This window comes from Cryobacterium sp. Sr3 (genome assembly GCF_004402835.1).
GTDB lineage: Bacteria > Actinomycetota > Actinomycetes > Actinomycetales > Microbacteriaceae > Cryobacterium > Cryobacterium sandaracinum.
In genome coordinates this window covers 18,324-38,079 of sequence record NZ_SOFA01000033.1, presented here as the reverse complement: position 1 = coordinate 38,079, position 19,756 = coordinate 18,324, and the positions used below count along the sequence as shown (strand labels likewise).

Below are 19,756 nucleotides of genomic sequence, written 5' to 3'. Positions count from 1 at the left end.
TTGGTGAGGTCGGCACCGTGAGCACGGGCGGCCCAGAAAGCCGAGCTGGCTGAGCGCCAGGCCGCTTTGCGGGAGTCGCTGAGGTCGTGCCGAAATCAACCCTGCACCTAGAGCGCAGATCCGAGTAAAGTCGGGCCATGAAACCCCGAATCCGACTCCTGTCCAGCGTCCTCGCCGCCATCCTCGCCGCCTCGGGCGTGCTTGCCGCTGGTGCTCTACCGGCATCCGCCGCACCCACGGCTGCGGCCAACAAGTACGTCGCCTTGGGCGACTCCTACGCGGCCGGGCAAGGCGGCGGTGACTACGTGGACAGCTGCCTGCAGAGCCCGAACGGCTACCCCGCCCTTCTGGACGCGGTGAAGGGCACGAACCTGCTGCGCAACGTCAGTTGCAGCCTGGCCACCACCGGGACTGTGACCACCACGCAGCTGTCGTCCCTGAACCGGGGGACCACCCTGGTGACACTTACCGTGGGCGGCAACGATCTGAATGTGGCCGGCGTGGCGGCGGCGTGCGCGTCCGCGGATCCGGTCGCGTGCGGGAACGCCATCTCCACCGCCGGCGCCCTGATCTATTCCGGCGAGCTTACAGCCCGTCTGGCCGACACCTACGCGCGCGTCGCGGCGGCCGCCCCGAATGCCCACGTGGTCGTCACCGGCTACCCGCTGCTCTTTGCCCCCTCGGCTAACCCGCTGATCGCCCAGCTCAACGGGGCAACCATGCTGCTAAACCAGACCATCCAGGGCGTCGTAGCCCAGGCCCAGGCAATCCGACCGAACTCCAGCATCGAATATGTCGACGTGTCCGCGGCTTTCGCGGGCCACGGCATCGGAGACGTCGACTCGTGGGTCTACTTCGCTGGTCCGGATGCCTTCCACCCGACCCCCGCCGGCTACCAGGCCTACGCGGCGGCCATCCAGGCGGCGCTGTAACTCGGTAGCAGTCCCGGTTCCCGGCTCCCCGGGCACTGGCCTGCCGACGCCGCGAACCAATTCGACGGAGATTTTGACGAAAATCGACCTATTTCATGTGAAATGCGGTCACTATCGCGAAATCTCCGTCGAATTGGTTATTGCCAGAGCGACGGACGAGGGGCCGGGGCCAGGGCCAGGGCTAGAAACGAGGGAGGGTCCCCGACGATGTGCCGTGGCCCTCCCCGCGGAAGCGAACTAGTCGTTCGGCTCCAGGAACTCGGTGGTGTGCGCGATCGTCGGGATCGAGGACGTGATGACGGTGCCGTCGGCCCGTCGCCCGCCCTCGACCAAGGTCCGAGAGGGTGCTCCCGGGTCGCGCGGGCCCTGGTGGGTCAGCGCGACCGTGATGGGCAGGCCCATCCGCACGATGACGGAAACACCGCGCACGGACAGCATGACGTCGACGCCCTCCTCGATCGTGAGGTTGACCTCGCTCTGCCGCACGTCCACGCGCAGCCGGGTTCCCCGGAGCGTGACGCGGAAGGTCAGCGCCTCCCAGGTCTCAGGCAGTCGCGGGTCGAGGGTGATCTTGCCGCCGTGGTCGCGCATGCCGCCGAAGCCGTAGACGAGCGCGCTCCAGACACCGCCGGCGGATGCCACGTGAACGCCGTCCGCCGCGTTGTGGTGCAGATCGGCGAGGTCGACGAACAGGCCCGAGGTGAAGTATTTGAGCGCCAGCTCGTGGTAGCCGACCTCGGCCGCGATGATCGACTGCACGACGTCGGACAGCGTCGAGTCACCCGTGGTGATCGGGTCGTAGTAGTCGAAGTCGGCACGTTTCTGCTCCGGCGTGAACTGGTCACCCTGCAGCAGGAGGGCGAGCACGACATCCGCCTGCTTGAGCACCTGGAAGCGGTAGATCACGAGGGGGTGGTAGTGCAGCAGCAGCGGGCGGTTGGCGGGCGGCGTCTGCGAGAGGTCCCAACGTTCCTTCTCCAGGAACTGCGCGTCCTGCGGGTGGATGCCCAGGGTCTTGTCAAAGGGGATGTGCATTGCTTCCGCGGCGAACGACCACTCGATGATCTCGGCCTCGCCGAGTCCGAGGCGGGCGACCATGAAGTCGTAGGAGGCGATGTCGACCTCGCGCAGTCTGCGCACACTGGTGACCGCGTCCCGCAGGTTCGAGCGGGCCATGATGTTCGTGTAGAGGTTGTCGTTGACGACGGTCGTGTACTCGTCGGGCCCGGTAACGCCGTGAATGTGGAAGACGTCGTTGCCGTTGCCGCGCCAGAAGCCGAGGTCGGCCCACATGCGCGCCGTCTCCACCAGGATGTCGATGGCCTCGCGGGAGAGGAAGTCCTCATCGCCGGTGGCCGACACGTACTGGGTCAGCGCATAGGAGATGTCAGCGTCGATGTGATACTGCGCGGTGCCGGCGGCGTAGTACGCGGACGACTCCAGGCCGTTGATCGTGCGCCACGGGAACAGCGCGCCCAGCTGGTTCAGTTCGGTGGCGCGCATCCTGGCGTGCTCGAGCATCGCGTGCCGGAACCGCAGCGCGTTGCGCGCGGCGTTCGGTGACGTGTAGGTCAGGAAGGGGAGCACGTACACTTCCGTGTCCCAGAAATAGTGACCGCCGTAGCCGGATCCGGACACGCCCTTCGCGGACACGCCCTGGCCGTCGGCTCGCATGGACGCCTGCGCGAGCTGGAAGAAGTTCCAGCGGGTGGCCTGCTGGAGGGCAGGCTGGCCGGCGAGTTCGACATCCGTGCGCGCCCAGAAAGCGGTGAGCCAGTCGCGCTGCTCGGCGACGTACTGCTCGGTTCCGGCTGCGACGGCGCGGTCGAGCGTGCGGTCGCACCGGTCGGCGAGCTCGTGCGTGGGCACGCCGGTGGAGGTGTGGTAGCTGAGGGTCTTGGTCAGTCGGATGGACTGGCCCTGCTTGGCCTTGATGCGGTAGACGTGCTTGGCGAGGTCGTCGCCGATGTGCGAGGCCTCGTCGTACTCATTGAGCGTCTCAAGCTGGTGGTCGGCGGCGCAGGCGATGGTCATGCCCGAGTTCGTGCAGCGGAAGCCGAGGATGTAGCGGCCCTCGGATGCCCGTTTGAAGCGGGGGCGCAGCACCCGGTCGGTGAACGACTCGGCCCTACGCGGGTCGAAGTCCTTGCCGTTGGTGGGCTTCGGGGCGTCGTACTCGCCGATGCCGTCCTGGCGGTTGAGGATCTGGCTGGAGATCACGACCGACGCGTCGGCGTCCAGCATGGTGACCTCGTACTCGAGGATTGCGAGGTGGCGTTCCGTGAACGACACCAGGCGGCGCGACTGGATCAGCACGCGCTTGCCCGAGGGCGTGCGCCATTCGAGGGATCGGGAGAGGATGCCGCCGGCGAAGTCGAGGCGGCGCTCATAGCTGAGCAGATCCGCGAGGGTCAGGACGAGCGGCTCGTCGTCGACGTAAATGCGAATGATCTTGGCATCCGGCGCGTTGACGATCGTCTGCCCGACGCGTGCGAAGCCGAAAGCCTCTTCCGCGTGCCGGATCTGCCAGGTCTCGTGGAACCCGTTGATGAACGTGCCGTGGGCGTGGCCGTCCCGGCCCTCGTCCACGTTGCCGCGCAGGCCGAGGTACCCGTTGCCGATGGCGAACAGCGTCTCGGTGCGTCCCATGTCGTCACCCGAGAAGTCCTTCTCGACCAGGGCCCACTCGTCGATCGGAAATCGGTTGCGGTCGAGCGGGTCGTTCGTGTCGGTGATCCGGTTCATTCTCCGGCCTCCGTTTCGACGTTGGGGAGCAGCTCGTGCAGGTCGGTAACGACGACGTCGGCCCCGGCGTCGAGCAGGGTCTGCGTGCCCACGCCGCGGTCCACTCCGAGCACGAGGCCGAAGTTGCCGGCGCGGCCGGCCTGGATGCCCGAGTGCGCGTCTTCGACGACGACGCACTGGGCCGCATCGAGGCCGAGCAGTGCCGCGCCGAGCTCATAGGTGTCGGGGGCCGGCTTGCCGGCCAGGCCACGCTCGGCCGAGAGCAGGCCGTCGACGACGATTTCGAAGCGTCCGCGAATGCCGGCTGCCGCGAGGGTCTTCTCCCCGTTGCGCGAGCTGGTGACGACGGCCACGGCGAGGCCGGCGGCCACGACGTAGTCGAGGAACTCGATCGATCCCGGGTAGGGCGTGACGCCGCTTTCGGCGAGGGTCTCGTTGAAGGCCTCGTTCTTGCGGTTGCCGAGGCCGCAGACGGTGTTGCGCTCCGGGGCGTCCGTCGGGTCGCCGTCGGGCAGCTGGATGCCCCGGGAGGCGAGCAGCGACCGCACGCCGTCATAGCGGGGCTTGCCATCGATGTACTGGAAGTAGTCGGCCTCGCTGTAGGCGGGGCTCACTCCCTGGTCCTCGAGAAAGCGGGTGAACAGGCGCGACCAGGCGGCCATGTGAACATCGGCGGTGGGCGTGAGCACCCCGTCGAGGTCGAAGAGTACACCGCGCATGGACAGGAGCCGGGCGCGCGTTTCCGCGCGCGACAGGGGGAATCGCGTAGAAGTCATAACTGATGCCTTGCTTGGTAGGTCCTGAGACAGTGGGAGGTCTGATCGAAGCGGTCAAATGATCACGATCTCGATCGGGGGATCGACGTGATGTGCGCCAACGCGGCGAGGAATGCGATTGACGACGCTGCGGACCAGGGCTAGGACTGCATACGCCTGAATACTCCCCCCGATCCTATGCCCCCGAAGGCGTTGCGCCGATTTCTCCGGTTGCGCGGCCCTGATCCCCCGGTCTCCGGCGCGCCCGGAAAATCGGCCGATACTATTGGCAGGATGAACCGCGAACGGAGCGCGCTCTCGGCCGCACCCGCGTCCGCGAATCGATCGCGCTCCGCGCGGCTGGCGGGCCGGCGTTTCCGACAGCTCTTCTCGGTCACGGTCGCGGTTCTCGTCCTGCTGGTGGCGGGCCTCGCGATGGCCAACTTCAGCCAGGGTCCCCGCCTGGCCTCCGCCGAGATCAACCTCGACGCCGCCGTCACGCGTGGCAACGCGCGCCTGCTGCTCACCGCGAACCAGCCGCTGGCCGAGGTCCAAGCCGGCCAGGTGGCGGTATCCCCGGCTACAGAGGTCTCCGCCCGTGTCGCCGACCGCGCCCTGACGGTGGAGTTCGCCGGCATCCTGCGCTACAACACCGTCTATACGGTGACGGTGACGGATGTCGCGAGCATCACCCAGGACGCCACCGCCACCCTGGAATACGAGTTCACGACCCCGGACGTCGACATCTATGCGCTGCAGCGCGACAGCCGGGTGGATGACGCCGGCGCGAAGCGGCCCGACACCGTGCGCCGAACGACCCTGCAGGGCCGGGGCGACGGAGACATCGTGTTCAGCGCCCCGCGCATCCAGCAGTATGTCGCCCTGGAGAACCACCTCGCCGCCGTCACGCTCGCCGAAGACGACACGGCCACCCTCGAGGTGGTCTCGTTCGGGGGCGGGGACAACGTGCAGGTGCCCGTGCCGGGCGCGGGCGTGATCGAGAACCTGGCGGCCTCCCCGTCGAAAACCCTGATCGCGTACACCTTCACCAGCGCCCCGGAGACGGCGGGGCGCCGCTACGACCGCACCCCCTTCGTCTACGACCTGACCGAGTACTCGGGCCTCCCGGCCGAGGTCACCAGGGTGGACGGCCTGCCGATGACGGTGATGGACCTGCGCTTCGTGCCGGACAGCACCTCTCTCGTCGTGCAGAACGCCGGGCAGACCCTGTTCCTGATCGACATGCTCGGCGACGCCGTGCTGACCCCGTTGGGCGAGCACGACGAGATGCGCGGATTCGTTCCCGGCACCCGCGCGCTCGTCGTCGCCGACCCCGACCAAGGCTCGACGATCGACCTCGCCGACGGGGCCGTGACCACACTCGACCTCGCGCCCAGCCCGCTCGAAGCGAGCGCCTACCCCGGCAAGCTCGTGCTCCTCACCGAGCAGGGGCGCTACGCCCGCCTGTTTCTGCAGGAAACCGGCGACAGCAACCAGCTGGCTTACCTGATCGCCGTCACCGACGCCGCCGACTCGAGCGTCGCGTTCACTCCCGCGTCGGACGCGTCGCGCGTGCGGGACTTCTGCGTCTCGCCGAACGGCCAGTACCTCGCGGTGGAGACGATCCCGGCGGCCGGCCTCGGCGACGACTACCCGACCCTGCCCGCGTTCTCGGGCATGACGACCACCCTGGTAGACCTCGACCGCGGCACCAGCAGCCGTAGCGTGTCCGGTTTTCTCCCTGATTGGTGCGGCTAACCGAGGGATGCCCCCGCCAACCTCCTGCCGATGGCTTCCTGTCCCGAGCGCAACCGAGTCGAAACAGGACAAGATATACCCATGAGTCAGACCATCGCCGCGCGGCCCTTCACCGCGCGCCGGAGGCCCGGCCGCGGCCTCTCCGTCGGCCTCGTCATCATCGGGCTGGTGATCCTGCTGCGCGTGTTTGCGCCGTCGGCCCCTGCCGACACCCTGGCGGACACCTTCCGCGACTTCGTCACCCTGTCGATCAGCGTGGTGATCGAGTCGCTGCCGTTCGTCTTCCTCGGCATCGTGCTGTCGATCGTGGTGCAGACCTGGCTGCCGGAGGGGTTCCTGCTGCGGCGCCTGCCGAAGAACCCGGTCGCCCGGCGGGTCGTACTCTCGCTGCTGGGCATGCTGCTGCCGGTTTGCGAGTGCGGCAATGTGCCTCTGGCGCGCGGCCTGATCGCCAAGGGGCTGACGGTCGGCGAATCGATGACGTTCCTCTTCGCGGCCCCGATCCTCAACCCGGTGACCATCATCACCACCCAGCAGGCCTTCGGTTGGGACAGTGGCATCCTGGTCTGGCGCATCGCCGGCGGATTCCTGATCGCCAACCTGATCGGCTACATCTACAGCCGGCACCCGAAACCCGAGTCCCTGCTCGCTCCCCGGTTTCAGGATGCCTGTGCACTCGGCGACCACCATGACGCGGCCGACGGGAAGATCAAGCGCAGCGCCGGCCTGTTCACGAAGGAGACCAGCGCGATGTTGCCGGCGCTCTTTATCGGCGCCGGACTGGCCGGGCTGATCCAGACCGCCGTCTCCCGCGAGGTGCTCGTGACGCTCGGCAGCCACCCGGTCTGGTCCGTGCTGGCGCTGATGGCCCTGGCCTTCGTGGTTTCGATCTGCTCCAACGTCGACGCCTTCTTCGTCCTCTCGTTCGGTGCGACGTTCATGCCCGGTGCCATCGTGGCCTTCCTGGTCTTCGGCCCGATGATCGACATCAAGATGCTGGCCCTGCTGCGCACGACCTTCACGGCCAAGACCCTGATGCAGCTCACCCTGATTGTGGCTCTCTGCTCCGCGGTTCTCGGATTGGCGATCAACTATGTCGTTTAGACGGCTCCTGCGGCGCTGGCAGGGCGCGCTTCTCAGCATCGTGGGCATTGTGGCCACGGTCTACCTGGGGGTCAGCGGGCAGCTCGGGCTCTACATCCACCCCCGGTACTTCGTGTTCACCATGGTGATGGCCGTGATCGCCGCCGCGCTGGTGGTGGCCGCATTCGCTCTCCTGCCCGCAGCCGAAGACGAGCACGAGCACAAGCTGCCTGAGGACGACGGAGGACGCTGGGCGTGGCTCTGGCCGGCCGGCAGCATCCTGATCATCGTCGCGGCCACCGTGGGCCTCCTGGTGTTGCCGCCGGCGACCCTGACCACGGCCACGGTCGCCAAGCGCGACCTGAACGGCTCGACCTCGCTCATCACGCAGAAAGAGGCGAGCGACCTCGTCGGCGGCGACTACTCGACCTTCACCGTGCGGGACTGGTCCTCGCTGCTGCGCCAAGGCGCCGGCGAGGACTTCTTCGCCGACAAGACCGCGACCGTGACCGGGTTCGTCACGCCCGACACGAGCGACCCCGAGAACGTGTTCTTCGTGGCCCGCTTCGTCGTGTCCTGCTGCGCGGTCGACGCGCAGCCGGTCGGCATCCCCGTCTACTACCCCGGCTGGCAGGACGAATTCCCGACCGACAGCTGGGTTGCCATCGAGAGCGGTTTCAACACCAACCCGAGCATCCGCAGCGATGAGACCATCGCCCTTGTTCCGAGCGAGATCACGCCCACGGACCAGCCCGCCCAGCCGTACGTCTACTGACGCCGGCAAGCTGATCGGGCCGCTCTGACGCCCGGTGCCCGCTGCATCCGTCGCTACGCAAACTCGGAGAAATTGCCGAAACGCCGGCTGGGTCACCCCAGCCTGATCTCGCGGCGTGTCGTGAAAAGCCCCGAGTTTAGGCACCGACGACGGATGCCCGGAGTGCGCCGAGCTGCGTGGCACGTTCCCGGGTGATTCGGGCGCCGCCCGCGGGGCTCGGCGAGCTCGACCCCCGATCAGGCGGCCGAGGCATCCTTGGGGTCGGTGGCGGCGTCATCCGTGCCGAAGTGGTTGCTGCCCGCGGTCACGCCGGCGAGCCGCAGCCAGGTGTCGACCACGGTGTCGGGGTTCAGCGACACGGAGTCGATGCCCTCGGCGACGAGCCACTCGGCAAAGTCCGGGTGGTCGCTGGGGCCTTGACCGCAAATGCCCACATACTTGCCGCGGGCCTTGCAGGCCGCGATCGCCATGCTGAGCAGTTTCTTCACGGCCGGGTCGCGCTCGTCGAAGCCGCCGGCGACGATCGCCGAGTCGCGGTCGAGGCCGAGCGCCAGCTGCGTCATGTCGTTGGAGCCGATGGAGAACCCGTCGAAGTAGTCCAGGAACTCGTCGGCGAGCAGCGCATTGGCCGGCAGCTCGCACATCATGACGATCTCAAGGCCGTTCTCCCCACGGCGCAGCCCGTTCTCGGCGAGCAGTTCAATAACGCCCGCGGCCTCGTCCAGGGTGCGCACGAAGGGGATCATCAGCTTGACGTTGGTCAGCCCCATCTCGTTTCGCACGAATGAGAGCGCCTCGCATTCGAGGTCGAAGCAGTCCCGGAACGAGGGCTCGAGGTAGCGGGACGCCCCGCGGAACCCGAGCATCGGGTTCTCTTCGTGCGGCTCGTAGGCCGGTCCGCCGATGAGGTTGGCGTACTCGTTGGACTTGAAATCGCTCATCCGCACGATCACGGTCTCCGGCGCGAAGGCGGCCGCGATCGTGGACACGCCCTCGGCCAGGCGCTTGATGTAGTAGTCGCGCGGATTGCCGTAGGCGGCGATGCGGGTGTTGATCTCGCGGGCCACGTCGGCGGGCTGGTCGGCCAGGTTGAGCAAGGCCTTGGGGTGGATGCCGATCTGACGGTTGATGATGAATTCGAGCCGGGCGAGACCCACGCCGTGGTTGGGCAGCTGGGCGAACGTGAACGCCTGCTCCGGGGTGCCGACATTCATCATGACCTTCACCGGGGCCGGCGGCAGGGTGGTGAGCGCGGTCTCCTCGATGCCGAAGTCGAGCAGCCCTTCGTAGATCAGGCCCGCCTCACCCTCGGCGCAGGACACCGTGACTTCGAGGCCGTCGGAGAGGATGTCGGTGGCGGTCCCGGTGCCGACGACCGCGGGAATGCCGAGTTCGCGGGCGATGATCGCGGCATGGCAGGTGCGGCCGCCGCGGTTGGTCACGATGGCGCTGGCGCGCTTCATGATCGGTTCCCAGTCGGGGTCGGTCATGTCCGCGACGAGCACGTCGCCGGTGGCAAAGCTCGCCATCTGGTCGATGGACGAGAGGATGCGCACGCTTCCGGCGCCGATCCGCTGGCCGATGGCGCGGCCCTCGACCAGGATCTTACCGGTCTCGTTCATCTTGAACCGGCTCTGGGACACCGCGGTCGCTCGCGACTGAACCGTCTCCGGGCGGGCCTGCAGGATGTAGATGCCGCCGTCGATGCCGTCTTTGCCCCACTCGATGTCCATCGGGCGTCCGTAGTGCGCCTCGATCGAGAGGGCGTGGCGGGCCAGCTCCTCCACGTCGGCATCGGTGATGCTGAACAGGTTGCGCAGGTCGACGTCCACGGGAACGAAGTCGATCGTGCGCCCGATTTCACGGTTCTTCGTGAAGGTCATCTGCAGCGCCTTCTCGCCGAGGGTGCGCTTGAGGATGGCGGGACGGCCGGCCTCGAGTGCCGGCTTGTAGACGTAGAACTCGTCGGGGTTGACGGCGCCCTGCACGACGGCCTCGCCCAGACCGTAGGAGGAGGTGATGAAGACCGCGTCGCGGAAGCCGGATTCGGTGTCCATCGTGAATATGACCCCGGAGGAGCCGATGTCCGAGCGCACCATGCGCTGGATCCCGGCCGACAGCGCCACCTCGGCGTGCTCGAAATCGTGGTGCACCCGGTAGGCGATCGCCCGGTCGTTGTAGAGGGAGGCGAAGACATCTTTGATGGCTGGCAGGATGTTCTCGATTCCGCGCACATTCAGGAACGTCTCCTGCTGACCGGCGAAGGACGCATCCGGAAGGTCCTCGGCGGTGGCGCTGGAACGCACCGCCCAGGAAATGTCGTCGGAGCCGCCGTGCTTCAGGACCAGGGCCGCGTAGGCGGCCCGGATCTGGGACTCGAACTCGGGCAGGAAGGGCGTGTCACGCATCAGGCCGCGGATTTCCTTGCCGGCCGCTGCCAGCGCGGTGACGTCGTCGATGTCGAGGCCCCGCAGGCGCTCGATGATCCGCTGGTCCAAACCGGAATCGGACAGGAACCGGCGGTAGGAGTCCGCGGTGGTGGCGAATCCGTCGGGCACCTTGACGCCGGCCGACGTCAGATTCTGCACCATTTCGCCCAGGGAAGCGTTCTTGCCGCCCACCCGGTCCAGGTCCGTGAGTCCGATTTCGGAAAACCAGAGGATGTCTGTCGTCATGTGTTCTGCTCCCTTGCAGTGTGCGACCAGAGGTGAGGCCACGAGGTGAGGAGGCTCACCTCGTGGATAAGCGCCCTGTTCCCATAGTGACAGGTCTATCCGGCCTGAGCGCAATTTGTTTACTTGATTGACATGTTCACTTGTCTGCGTTTTGAATGTGAGTCAGCGCTTGAGGTTCATTTGCTGCAGAATCATGGCCGACATCTCCTCCACGGACATGCTCGCCGAGTTGAGGAACGGGATTCCGTGGGAGGCATAGAGTCGCTCCGCACTGCGCAGCTCGAACCCGCACTGCCGCAGGGACGCGTAGGGCGAACCTTCCCGGCGCTGGGTGCGCACCTGGCTCAGGCGCAGGGGATTGGTGGTGAGCCCGAAGCACTTGTCCACGAACGGTCGCAGTGGCTTGGGGAGACCCTCCCGCTCGAAGTCCTCGTCGACGAGAGGAAAGTTCGCCGCGAAGATGCCGTGCTGCAGCGCCAGGTACATCGTGGTGGGGGTCTTGCCGCAGCGCGACGGGGCCACCAGGATCAGCTGCGCCTTCTCGAGCGCTCGCAGGCTCTGGCCGTCATCGTGCTCCATCGCGTATTCGACGGCCGTCATGCGGGACTGATAGCGGGCGGCGTTGCCGAGGCCGTGGGCGCGCCCTGGTTCGTTGCTGGCCTGCGTCGCCAGGGTCTCCTCGAGCTCGCCGAGATAGGTTCCGAGCAGGTCGATCAGGGTGGCCGTGCAGGTGCCGAGGGTGCGGCGGATGTCGCTGGTCACGGCCGTGGAGAATACGATCGGCTTCTGGCCGCGCTCCACCAGAGCGTCGATCAGGTCGACCACGGCCTGGGCCTGGTCCACATTCAGGATGAACGGGATCGTCGTGCGGTCGAACTCCACGGTGGGGAACTGGGACAGGAGGGTGCTCCCGAGCGTTTCCGCCGTGATTCCGGTGCTATCCGAGAGAAAGAAAACCGGGCATGGATCGTCAGTGGCCATACCTCATTGTGTACCTCCCGGCAGGCTCGGCGCGGATCGGTGCGCGCGTACTGAGCGCCGCAGTCGATTCCGCGAGTTGCCGTCGTCGCATCGTGCGCAGCAGACTTGAGTCTGGGGTTGCGACTGATTCGTCCGCCCGGTAGCTAAGGAACCCACCATGACTGAACCGAATGATGCACGCGTCGGCCTCTACATCGACTTCGACAACATCGTCGTCTCTCGCTATCAGCAACTACACGGACGAAATGCCTTCCAGCGCGATGGCATCCGTAATTTCGACAGATCGAGCGCGGATGCCGAGCCCGAGGTTGCCGCGAAGCTGAACGCCGCGACGGTCGACTTCAACGCGATCATTGATTTCGCCGCGTCGTTCGGCACGCTGGTTGTCAATCGCGCGTACGCCGACTGGTCCGTGCCCGTGAATGCGAGCTACCAACGCCAGCTCATGTCCCGAGCGGTTGACCTCACCCAGCTATTCACCACGACCACGCGGGGAACGAAGAACGGGGCGGACATCCGTCTTGCCGTCGACGTGGTCGAAGACCTCTTCCGGCTGCCCGACCTCACCCACGTCATCATCGTCGCCGGTGACTCGGATTACATCGCCCTCGCCCAGAAGTCGAAACGTCTCGGTCGCTTCGTGGTGGGCATTGGAGTGGCCGGGTCGACCAGCACCTCCCTCGCGGCTGCGTGCGACGAATTCGAAGACTATGACTCTCTCCCCGGCATAGCGAAGGTCGCCGCCGCCGCGCCCGCCCCCGTGGCGCTCGTGCAGAAGCCCCCGTCGGGCAGGAAGGCCGCAGAACCCGCGACCGTGCCACCCAAGACGGTGCCCGTCAAAGCCCGCACCCTGACGACGATCCCGATGTTCTCGCACACCACAAGTTCGCAATTCGACGAGCCGGAGCCGGAACCGGCCGAGGACATCGACCCTCAGACAATCGCGTCGGAGCTCCTCGTGCGTGCCCTGCAGATCGGGCACGCAAAGGGCGACGACGACGAGTGGCTGAACACCGGCACGGTAAAGAACCAGATGCGCCGGATGGACCCCTCGTTCAACGAAAAACCGCTCGGCTTCCGTTCCTTCACCGACTTCCTCTCCTCGCGCAGCGAGGTGGCCGAGCTGCAGGAAGATGGCCCGCATCGGCTCATCCGTCTGCGCCCGGAGGCCAACGCCGGACGCTGAGTCGGTCCGTGCGGTCCGGCGCCGAGCAGGAGCAACGCGTGGTGTGTCAGAACCAGGTTCCGTCGAACACAGACAGCGGTGTGATCTGAGCCCGTGAGCGTTTCGACCGAGACGAAGGCTGCTTTCAAGACGACCGAATTCATCGCCTGAATGCTGATTCTCGTCGCGCGTTCATCGCTTCCGCCATGGTCGATAACGGGGACGACGGGCAGGGTTTCGGGGCCAGCTCCGCCTGTCTGTCCGCCACGCTCCTCACCATCGGTTACATGATTAGCCGCGGCTGGCCAAATCGGGAAGCCGTGAGAACCACGACCGTGACGAGCGCGACAACCGCCGCTAACTGACTCGGTGCACGGACCGGATCTGCCCTTGACGCGGCGTCCGTACAGGAGGCCCCCTACGCTTCGCGCAAGGGGCCTTCTGCTCCGTGCAGGGCGCTGGAGCGCCCCGAACAACACCCGCCGTGGCTTCGGGGCCAGGGATATCGCCGATGTCGGCGACGGTGAAGAAGAGGAGGCACGTCGTTTTCCCGTTCCGCAGCTGCCGGAAGTGGGCATCAAGGGAACTGTGGAAAAAAACGGGGACGCAGAGGCAACAGCGAAGGACTTCGATGCCATGATGGGCGACATCGACGTGGGACTCGGACAATAATCATGGGCGAATTTGTCTACGGAAATCCCTCTGTCATTGTCGAGTTCGATGATCGGGGTCTCGCAGCTCAAGATCGTCATCCTCGCCAAGGTGCGTCGAGGGGAGAGCTTCTCTTTCTCCTGGGAGTACACGGCGGCGGCTGGCAGCGGCCACAGCTCCATCTGGATCCACCCCACCATCCCGTTGCAGTTCAACTTTCAAGGCAGCAAAGAGCCTCTCCTGAACCGGGCAAGGGTGGAGTAACTCGTCCGCATCTCGAACACACCCGCCGGTCTGCGCGTCACCCCAGAGCCGCCCCAACCGGGGGAAGTGCGACTCTGAGTCTCAGAGCGGTCGCGAGAGCCGATCGGCCGTGATTTGTTCAAGGGAGTTCGCTGACCGCCGCGAAAAAGCCCCGGCTTCACCGCGCCTGGGGGGAGGCGAGGAATCTGCCGGGGCCGATTCGTTTGGAGTGGGGGAACTCCATTGACCACGGTACGGCGGATGGGCTGAATTTCGGCTGGACGAGCCCCCATTTCGGAACAAAACCGGCCGGTCGCCGCGGAACCGGGCATCGACCGCGTGTTCGCCGACGCAGGCCGACGGGGGCATCGCCGTCGGAGCCGGGACGGGGGTCGCGATCGCCTCCGATGGGTCATCCTCGCCAGCGACGACCCGCGCCCGGAAAACAGCGCTCTTTCGGTGGTCTCCCGGCGGGCATAAAATCTCGGCATGTCTGCTGACCCGGATGACTATCGTCAGGCCCTGGAGCGAGCGAAAGCCCATGCCCTGGACTGGCTCTCCTCCCTGCCCACCCGGCCCGTGGGGCCACGCGTCGACGCCGACACCCTCGCCGCGGGCTTCGCAGCGCCGCTGCCGCTGCAGCCGACGGACCCGGCGGAGGTGATCGACGAGCTGGCCCGGCTGGCCGAACCGGGGCTGATGGCGATGACGTCCGGCCGCTTTTTCGGCTGGGTGATCGGCGGCACGTTGCCGGCAGCCCTGGCAGCCGACTGGCTGGTCAGCGCGTGGGACCAGAACGCCGGCATGCGCTTCGCGACCCCGGCCACGGCCGCCGCCGAGGAGGCCGCCGGCGGCTGGATCCTCGATCTGCTGGGTCTGCCGGACGGCGCCGACGTGGGCTTCACCACCGGGGCCACCATGGCGAACTTCGTAGGTTTGGCGGCCGGACGCGATCATGTGCTCGGCGGCGCCGGCTGGGACGTCGCGATCGCCGGTCTGGCCGGGGCGCCCCGCGTCGCCGTCTACGTGGGCGATGAGCGCCACGCGGTGATTGACCTGGCCCTGCGCTACCTGGGACTCGGCGCCCCCATTGTCGTCCCGGCCGACGACCAGGGCCGCATGCTCCCCGAGGCCCTGGCGGCCGCGCTCAACCAGGGCACTGGCCCCGCGATCGTCTGCCTTCAGGCCGGCAATGTGCACTCCGGCGCCTTCGACCCGGTCGGTGAACTCACCGACCTCGCCCACCAGCATGGTGCCTGGGTGCACGTCGACGGCGCCTTCGGCCTCTGGGCCGCAGTGAGCCCGCGCTACCGCGAGCAGCTGGCAGGCCTCGACACCGCCGATTCCTGGGCCACCGACGCGCACAAGACACTCCAAGTGCCCTACGACTGTGGCATGGCCATCGTGGCCAGGCCCGCCGAGCTGCGGTCCACCTTCGGGGTGCACACGAGCTACCTGTTCGCCGACGAGACCGGTCCGGGTGACCCCTACGAAAAGGTGCCCGAGCTGTCGCGCCGGGCGCGCGGTGTTCCGGTCTGGGCGGCTCTGCGCTCCCTGGGCCGATCGGGCACCGTGATGCTGGTGGAGCGGCTGGCCGATCACGCCCGGGCCATCGCCGACGGACTGGGTCGCATCACCGGCGCCGAGGTGCTCAACGACGTGGTCTTCACCCAGGTCTGCGTCAGCTTCGGCGACGACGAGCGCACCCGACGGGTGACGGAAGAACTACTCAAGGAGGGAACCGCCTGGATGTCGGGTTCGCGTTGGCAGGACCGGGATGTGCTGCGGGTCTCCGTGAGCAACTGGTCGACGGATGCGGACGACGTCGCCGCATCCGTGGCTGCCGTCGAACGGGCCTGCGCGGCGGTCGCGCGCAACCGTCCGACGGAATATGAGAAGGCGTGAATACGGCCGTGGTCCGGGCTGATTCCAGGGCTGGCCCGGGCCCGGTCCGGGCGGCGATTCGTGCTCCGATCGGCGGCCGCCACCGACGGCCCGCGAGAGGCCGCTGGAGACGACGGTCGTAGGATCGAAGTAACAAGGATTGCCACAGGTTGCCGGTTGCCCCGGATTCACCGGCAACTGGAGGTATGTCGAATGCTCGCTCAACCACGGGTCGTCATCGTTGGCGGCGGAATCAGCGGATTGGCGACAGCACACTACCTGCACCGCCGGCTTGGCGACGGGGTGCGTCTCACTCTGGTTGAGGGTGGGGCGCGGTTGGGAGGCAAGATCTCCACTGAGCAATTCGGCGGGCACCTCGTTGACGTCGGACCTGACGCGCTGATGGTGCGGGCACCCGTGGTGGCAGCCCTCATCGAGGATCTCGGGGTCAGCGACCTCGTCGTGGCCCCCGCCGGGTCCGGCGCACGCATCTGGTCGCGCGGTAAGCTGCGACGGCTCCCGGCCGGCACCCTCTTCGGCATCCCCGATCGGCTGCTGCCCCTGATGAAATCCCGACTGCTGTCGCCGCTCGGTCTTGCCCGTGCGGCCCTGGACCTCGTGAAGGCGGCCCCGGCGGGATTGCCAGACGACCCCACAATCGCCGAAATCGTTCGCCCGAGGATGGGCGGGCAGGTGTTCGATCGCCTCGTCGATCCGCTGCTCGGAGGTGTGCATGCCGGCAGGGCCGACGAGCTCAGTGCTCGGAGCACCGCGCCTGACATCGACGCTCTCGCCCGCGGCAATCGCAGCCTCTACCTCGGACTGCGGCGCCGACGCCGGAATGCCCCACCCAAGCCCGCCGGAGCAGGAGGTGCGGTCCTCGTCACCCTCCGTGGGGGACTCGCCCGGTTGATCGACGCACTGGCCGTCCACGTCGTGGGCGACGATGTGCGCCTCGGTACGGCGGTCGTCTCCGTGTCGCGCGGCACCGCCGGCTATGAGGTGAAACTGAGCGATGGCACGGTGCTCGAGGCCGACGCGGTGGTGCTCGCCACTCCCGCGTTCGCTGCGGCGGACATGGTGCGCAAGGAAGCCCCCGACCTGGCCGCCGCGCTGGCGGGTATTCCCTACGTCGATGTTGCCACGATCTGCCTGGCCTATCCGCGCTCCGCCGTCGCCCACAACCTCGTCGGCACGGGCTTCCTGGTGCCGCCGGAGGAAGGCAAACTCATTGTCGGCTGCACCTGGTCCAGCGCCAAGTGGCCGCACCTCGCCGATGACACGACCATGATCATCCGCTGCATGGTGGGCAGGCGCCGCGACCAGCGCTGGATGGACCTCGATGAGGACACCCTGGTCAGCCAGGTGCACGTCGAACTCGTCGAGGCCATGGGTCTGACCGGGCGCCCGACCGAGCAGCACATCGAGCGCTGGCTGCAGGCGATGCCGCAGTACATCGTCGGCCATCAGGGCCGGCTCGCCGCCGTGGAGGTGGCTCTGGGTCGGCTGCCGGGGCTCTACCTGACCGGTTCCGCCTACCGGGGGGTCGGGCTGGCCAGCTGCGTGGCCGATGCCGAGCGCACCGCCGACAAGCTCGCGCAGCTTCTGACCGATGCGCGTCCCGCGAGCGAGGTGCCCGCATGAGCGGGCTCAGCATCCCCCTCGGCGAGACCGCCGTGTTGCCGACCCTGCCGACCGCCCGCCGTGGAAAGGGCCCGGACTACGCGCAGCGCCCGATGCTGGTGTTCTGGGAAACCACCCGCGCCTGCCCGCTTGCCTGCAAACACTGCCGGGCCAGCGCCACGATGCAAGCCCTACCGGGCGAGCTGACCACGGCAGCGGGCAAAGACCTGATCGACCAGGTGGCCGGATTCGGCCGGCCGTACCCGATCCTGGTGCTCACCGGCGGCGACTGCCTGATGCGCCCTGACCTGTTCGAACTCGTCGACTACGCCACCGGCCTTGGACTGCCGACGGCGCTGTCCCCGTCGGTCACGCCGAGTCTCACTCCGCAGATGATCGAACGGATCGTGGCGAGCGGGGTCAAGGCGGTGTCGATCAGCCTTGACGGCGCCGTCGCCGCGACCCATGAGGGCGTGCGCGGGATCCCGGGCCACTTCGACGACACCATGGCGGCGATCCGGGCTCTCGCCACGGCGGGGTTGACCGTCCAGGTCAACACGACCGTCATGCGCGCCAATGTCGACGAGCTCGCAGATGTCGCGGCCCTGATCAAGAACGCCGGCGCCGCTATCTGGGAGGTCTTCTTCCTCGTCCAGGTCGGCCGCGGCGTCTCGACCGAGGCCGTCAGCCCAGCGGAGCACGAAGACATCTGCCACTTCCTCTTCGACGCCTCCCAGCACGGCTTCATCGTGCGCACGGTCGAGGCACCCTTTTTCCGGCGAATCGTCGCCCGCCGACGCGCCGGTGACCCTGCACCGATGAGCGCACTGTACAACACCCTGTCCGCGAGCCTGGAAGCCCTGATGGGGCCGCCCGCGGGCCTGCCGCGGGCGCAGACCGCGTCGACCCGCGACGGCAAGGGCATCGTCTTCGTGGCTTACGACGGCGAGGTCTACCCGGCCGGGTTCCTGCCACTCGGCCTCGGGAACGTGTGCACGACCCCGCTGGCCGAGATCTATCGGGACAACCCGCTACTCAAACAGATCCGGGCCACGGAGTTCACCGGCCGCTGCGGCAGCTGTGAGTACGCGGACCTGTGCGGGGGCTCCCGAGCCCGCGCGTTCGCGTCGAGCGGCGATCCGCTGGGGGAAGACCCGGCCTGCCCGTTCCAGCCCGGCGCGGCCGGCGCCCACGTCGGTGCCTGAGTCCCAGCCAGTGGATGGCCTCGTGCCCGCGCCTCCCGCGGAGCCAGCCGGGTACGACGCCGTGGTCCTCCTCGGCTTCGGAGGCCCCGAGGGCCAGGACGACGTCATCCCGTTCCTACGGAACGTCACCCGGGGCCGCGGAGTTCCGGAGGCACGCCTCGAAACCGTGGCCGCCCACTACCGCTCCTCGGGTGGTGTGAGCCCGGTCAACGCCCAAAACCGGGCGCTCCGTGACGCGCTTCAAACCGAACTGGCCGCCCGAGACACCTTCGTGCCGGTGTACTGGGGGAACCGCAATTGGGCTCCGTACCTGCGAGACGCCGTGACTGCGGCCGTCGACGCCGGCCACACCCGATTGCTCGCGCTCACGACGAGCGCGTACAGCTCCTACTCGAGCTGCCGGCAGTACCGGGAAGACCTGGCCGAGGCGCGGTGCGCCACCGGGCTCGGCGACGCCGTGCGCATCGACGCGGTTCGCCCCTACTTCGACCATCCCGGCTTCGTCGCCCCGTTCGTGCTCGGCGTCTGCTCCGCCCTCGCCGACTTCGCGCGGCAGGGCCTGGCCCCGGACGACGTTCACGTGCTCTTCACAACCCACTCCATCCCGATGGCGGATGCCGAGCAGAGTGGCCCACGCGAGCGATCCTTCGGTGCCGGCGGGGCCTACGAGGCGCAGCACCGGGCCGTCGCGGAGGTGGTGATGGCCGCCGTTTCAGCGGCGGTGGACGACGACACAGTGGCCGACGCCACCCCGGCCTGGTCTCTGGCATTCCAGTCGCGGTCGGGTCCGCCCGAAATGCCTTGGCTCGAACCTGACGTCAACGACGTCATCGTCGTGCTCGCCGCGGCCGGCACGCGGGCCGTCGTCGTGGTGCCGATCGGATTCATCTCCGACCACATGGAGGTCTCCTGGGACCTCGACACGGAGGCGGCGGCCACTGCCGCCGCGCACGACCTGGGGTTTACCCGGGTGTCGACCCCCGGCCTGCACCCGGCGTTCGTGGCGGGGCTCGTCGACCTGTTGCTTGAGCGACTGACGCCGGCAACGACCCCGGAACGCTGCGCGCTCACCGCGCTCGGACCATGGACGGATGCGTGCCCGGTGGGATGCTGCGAAAAGGGGCCGGCCCGGAGGCCGGGGACGGAACCCTCATCCCCAGCAGGAAATCCCGCGGCCCAGGGAGGTCCTTCATCGGGGGAGGCGCACCGCTGACGCCCGCGCAACTGGCCGAGCGGATGGCCGCCATCCGCGGGTGACCCCGGCCTCCCACCGATTGGGTA

General features: G+C 67.7%; 14 protein-coding genes. 10 read left to right on the top strand and 4 right to left on the bottom strand.

Annotated features, from left to right (window positions below; all coding sequences use genetic code 11):
* Positions 1–137: 137 nt before the first annotated feature.
* A complete protein-coding gene (locus E3N94_RS09160) occupies positions 138–932 on the top strand; it encodes an SGNH/GDSL hydrolase family protein (protein ID WP_134419623.1) in 795 nt (264 codons plus the stop codon).
* A 237-nt stretch (positions 933–1,169) separates the two neighbouring features.
* Here the strand turns inward: E3N94_RS09160 and E3N94_RS09155 are convergent, their stop codons facing one another.
* Positions 1,170–3,677, bottom strand: a complete 2,508-nt coding sequence (locus E3N94_RS09155; RefSeq protein WP_104100610.1) for a glycosyl hydrolase family 65 protein — start codon at positions 3,675–3,677, stop codon at positions 1,170–1,172.
* Positions 3,674–4,396, bottom strand: a complete 723-nt coding sequence (locus E3N94_RS09150; RefSeq protein WP_104100609.1) for an HAD-IA family hydrolase — start codon at positions 4,394–4,396, stop codon at positions 3,674–3,676. Before E3N94_RS09150 ends, E3N94_RS09155 begins: the two co-directional genes overlap by 4 nt.
* A gap of 330 nt (positions 4,397–4,726) precedes the next feature.
* On the opposite strand from E3N94_RS09150, the gene E3N94_RS09145 reads away from it, so the two are divergent.
* From E3N94_RS09145 to E3N94_RS09135, 3 genes are all read left to right on the top strand, one after another.
* On the top strand, positions 4,727–6,190 hold the full coding sequence (locus E3N94_RS09145; RefSeq protein WP_134570112.1) for a hypothetical protein: 1,464 nt from the start codon (positions 4,727–4,729) through the stop codon (positions 6,188–6,190).
* A gap of 81 nt (positions 6,191–6,271) precedes the next feature.
* Positions 6,272–7,294, top strand: coding sequence for a permease (locus E3N94_RS09140; RefSeq protein ID WP_134401981.1), 1,023 nt, complete (start codon positions 6,272–6,274; stop codon positions 7,292–7,294).
* Entirely contained in the window at positions 7,284–8,048 is a 765-nt protein-coding gene (locus E3N94_RS09135) for a TIGR03943 family protein (protein WP_134570111.1), read from the top strand. Before E3N94_RS09140 ends, E3N94_RS09135 begins: the two co-directional genes overlap by 11 nt.
* 236 nt (positions 8,049–8,284) lie before the next feature.
* Here the strand turns inward: E3N94_RS09135 and ppsA are convergent, their stop codons facing one another.
* Together ppsA and E3N94_RS09125 are read right to left on the bottom strand one after the other, a co-directional pair.
* Positions 8,285–10,723, bottom strand: coding sequence for a phosphoenolpyruvate synthase (gene ppsA, locus E3N94_RS09130; protein WP_134570110.1), 2,439 nt, complete (start codon positions 10,721–10,723; stop codon positions 8,285–8,287).
* A 162-nt stretch (positions 10,724–10,885) separates the two neighbouring features.
* On the bottom strand, positions 10,886–11,704 hold the full coding sequence (locus E3N94_RS09125) for a pyruvate, water dikinase regulatory protein (RefSeq protein ID WP_104194700.1): 819 nt from the start codon (positions 11,702–11,704) through the stop codon (positions 10,886–10,888).
* A 157-nt stretch (positions 11,705–11,861) separates the two neighbouring features.
* Between E3N94_RS09125 and E3N94_RS09120 the strand changes: the two genes are divergently transcribed.
* The 6 genes from E3N94_RS09120 to E3N94_RS09095 all read left to right on the top strand — a co-directional run bounded on the left by E3N94_RS09120 (position 11,862) and on the right by E3N94_RS09095 (position 19,688).
* On the top strand, positions 11,862–12,890 hold the full coding sequence (locus tag E3N94_RS09120; protein ID WP_104100603.1) for an NYN domain-containing protein: 1,029 nt from the start codon (positions 11,862–11,864) through the stop codon (positions 12,888–12,890).
* Positions 12,891–13,553: 663 nt separating this feature from the next.
* On the top strand, positions 13,554–13,784 hold the full coding sequence (locus E3N94_RS09115; protein ID WP_134342759.1) for a hypothetical protein: 231 nt from the start codon (positions 13,554–13,556) through the stop codon (positions 13,782–13,784).
* A gap of 468 nt (positions 13,785–14,252) precedes the next feature.
* Complete coding sequence (locus E3N94_RS09110; RefSeq protein WP_134419637.1) at positions 14,253–15,668, top strand: aminotransferase class V-fold PLP-dependent enzyme; 1,416 nt, start codon at positions 14,253–14,255, stop codon at positions 15,666–15,668.
* A gap of 192 nt (positions 15,669–15,860) precedes the next feature.
* A complete protein-coding gene (gene hemG, locus E3N94_RS09105) occupies positions 15,861–17,291 on the top strand; it encodes a protoporphyrinogen oxidase (protein ID WP_134570109.1) in 1,431 nt (476 codons plus the stop codon).
* Positions 17,288–18,475 carry a TIGR04053 family radical SAM/SPASM domain-containing protein gene (locus E3N94_RS09100; protein ID WP_134570108.1) on the top strand — a complete coding sequence of 396 codons (1,188 nt, stop codon included), beginning with the start codon at positions 17,288–17,290 and terminating at the stop codon, positions 18,473–18,475. Before hemG ends, E3N94_RS09100 begins: the two co-directional genes overlap by 4 nt.
* Positions 18,476–18,497: 22 nt before the next feature.
* Positions 18,498–19,688, top strand: a complete 1,191-nt coding sequence (locus E3N94_RS09095; protein WP_241987095.1) for a ferrochelatase — start codon at positions 18,498–18,500, stop codon at positions 19,686–19,688.
* Positions 19,689–19,756 lie beyond the last annotated feature (68 nt).

What these genes read in the sequence shown, in the direction of transcription:
- E3N94_RS09160 (WP_134419623.1), top strand. Translation starts at nt 138, where the DNA reads ATGAAACCCCGAATCCGACTCCTGTCCAGCGTCCTCGCCGCCATCCTC.
- E3N94_RS09155 (WP_104100610.1), bottom strand. Translation starts at nt 3,677, where the DNA reads ATGAACCGGATCACCGACACGAACGACCCGCTCGACCGCAACCGATTT.
- E3N94_RS09150 (WP_104100609.1), bottom strand. Translation starts at nt 4,396, where the DNA reads ATGCGCGGTGTACTCTTCGACCTCGACGGGGTGCTCACGCCCACCGCC.
- E3N94_RS09145 (WP_134570112.1), top strand. Translation starts at nt 4,727, where the DNA reads ATGAACCGCGAACGGAGCGCGCTCTCGGCCGCACCCGCGTCCGCGAAT.
- E3N94_RS09140 (WP_134401981.1), top strand. Translation starts at nt 6,272, where the DNA reads ATGAGTCAGACCATCGCCGCGCGGCCCTTCACCGCGCGCCGGAGGCCC.
- E3N94_RS09135 (WP_134570111.1), top strand. Translation starts at nt 7,284, where the DNA reads ATGTCGTTTAGACGGCTCCTGCGGCGCTGGCAGGGCGCGCTTCTCAGC.
- ppsA (WP_134570110.1), bottom strand. Translation starts at nt 10,723, where the DNA reads ATGACGACAGACATCCTCTGGTTTTCCGAAATCGGACTCACGGACCTG.
- E3N94_RS09125 (WP_104194700.1), bottom strand. Translation starts at nt 11,704, where the DNA reads ATGGCCACTGACGATCCATGCCCGGTTTTCTTTCTCTCGGATAGCACC.
- E3N94_RS09120 (WP_104100603.1), top strand. Translation starts at nt 11,862, where the DNA reads ATGACTGAACCGAATGATGCACGCGTCGGCCTCTACATCGACTTCGAC.
- E3N94_RS09110 (WP_134419637.1), top strand. Translation starts at nt 14,253, where the DNA reads ATGTCTGCTGACCCGGATGACTATCGTCAGGCCCTGGAGCGAGCGAAA.
- hemG (WP_134570109.1), top strand. Translation starts at nt 15,861, where the DNA reads ATGCTCGCTCAACCACGGGTCGTCATCGTTGGCGGCGGAATCAGCGGA.
- E3N94_RS09100 (WP_134570108.1), top strand. Translation starts at nt 17,288, where the DNA reads ATGAGCGGGCTCAGCATCCCCCTCGGCGAGACCGCCGTGTTGCCGACC.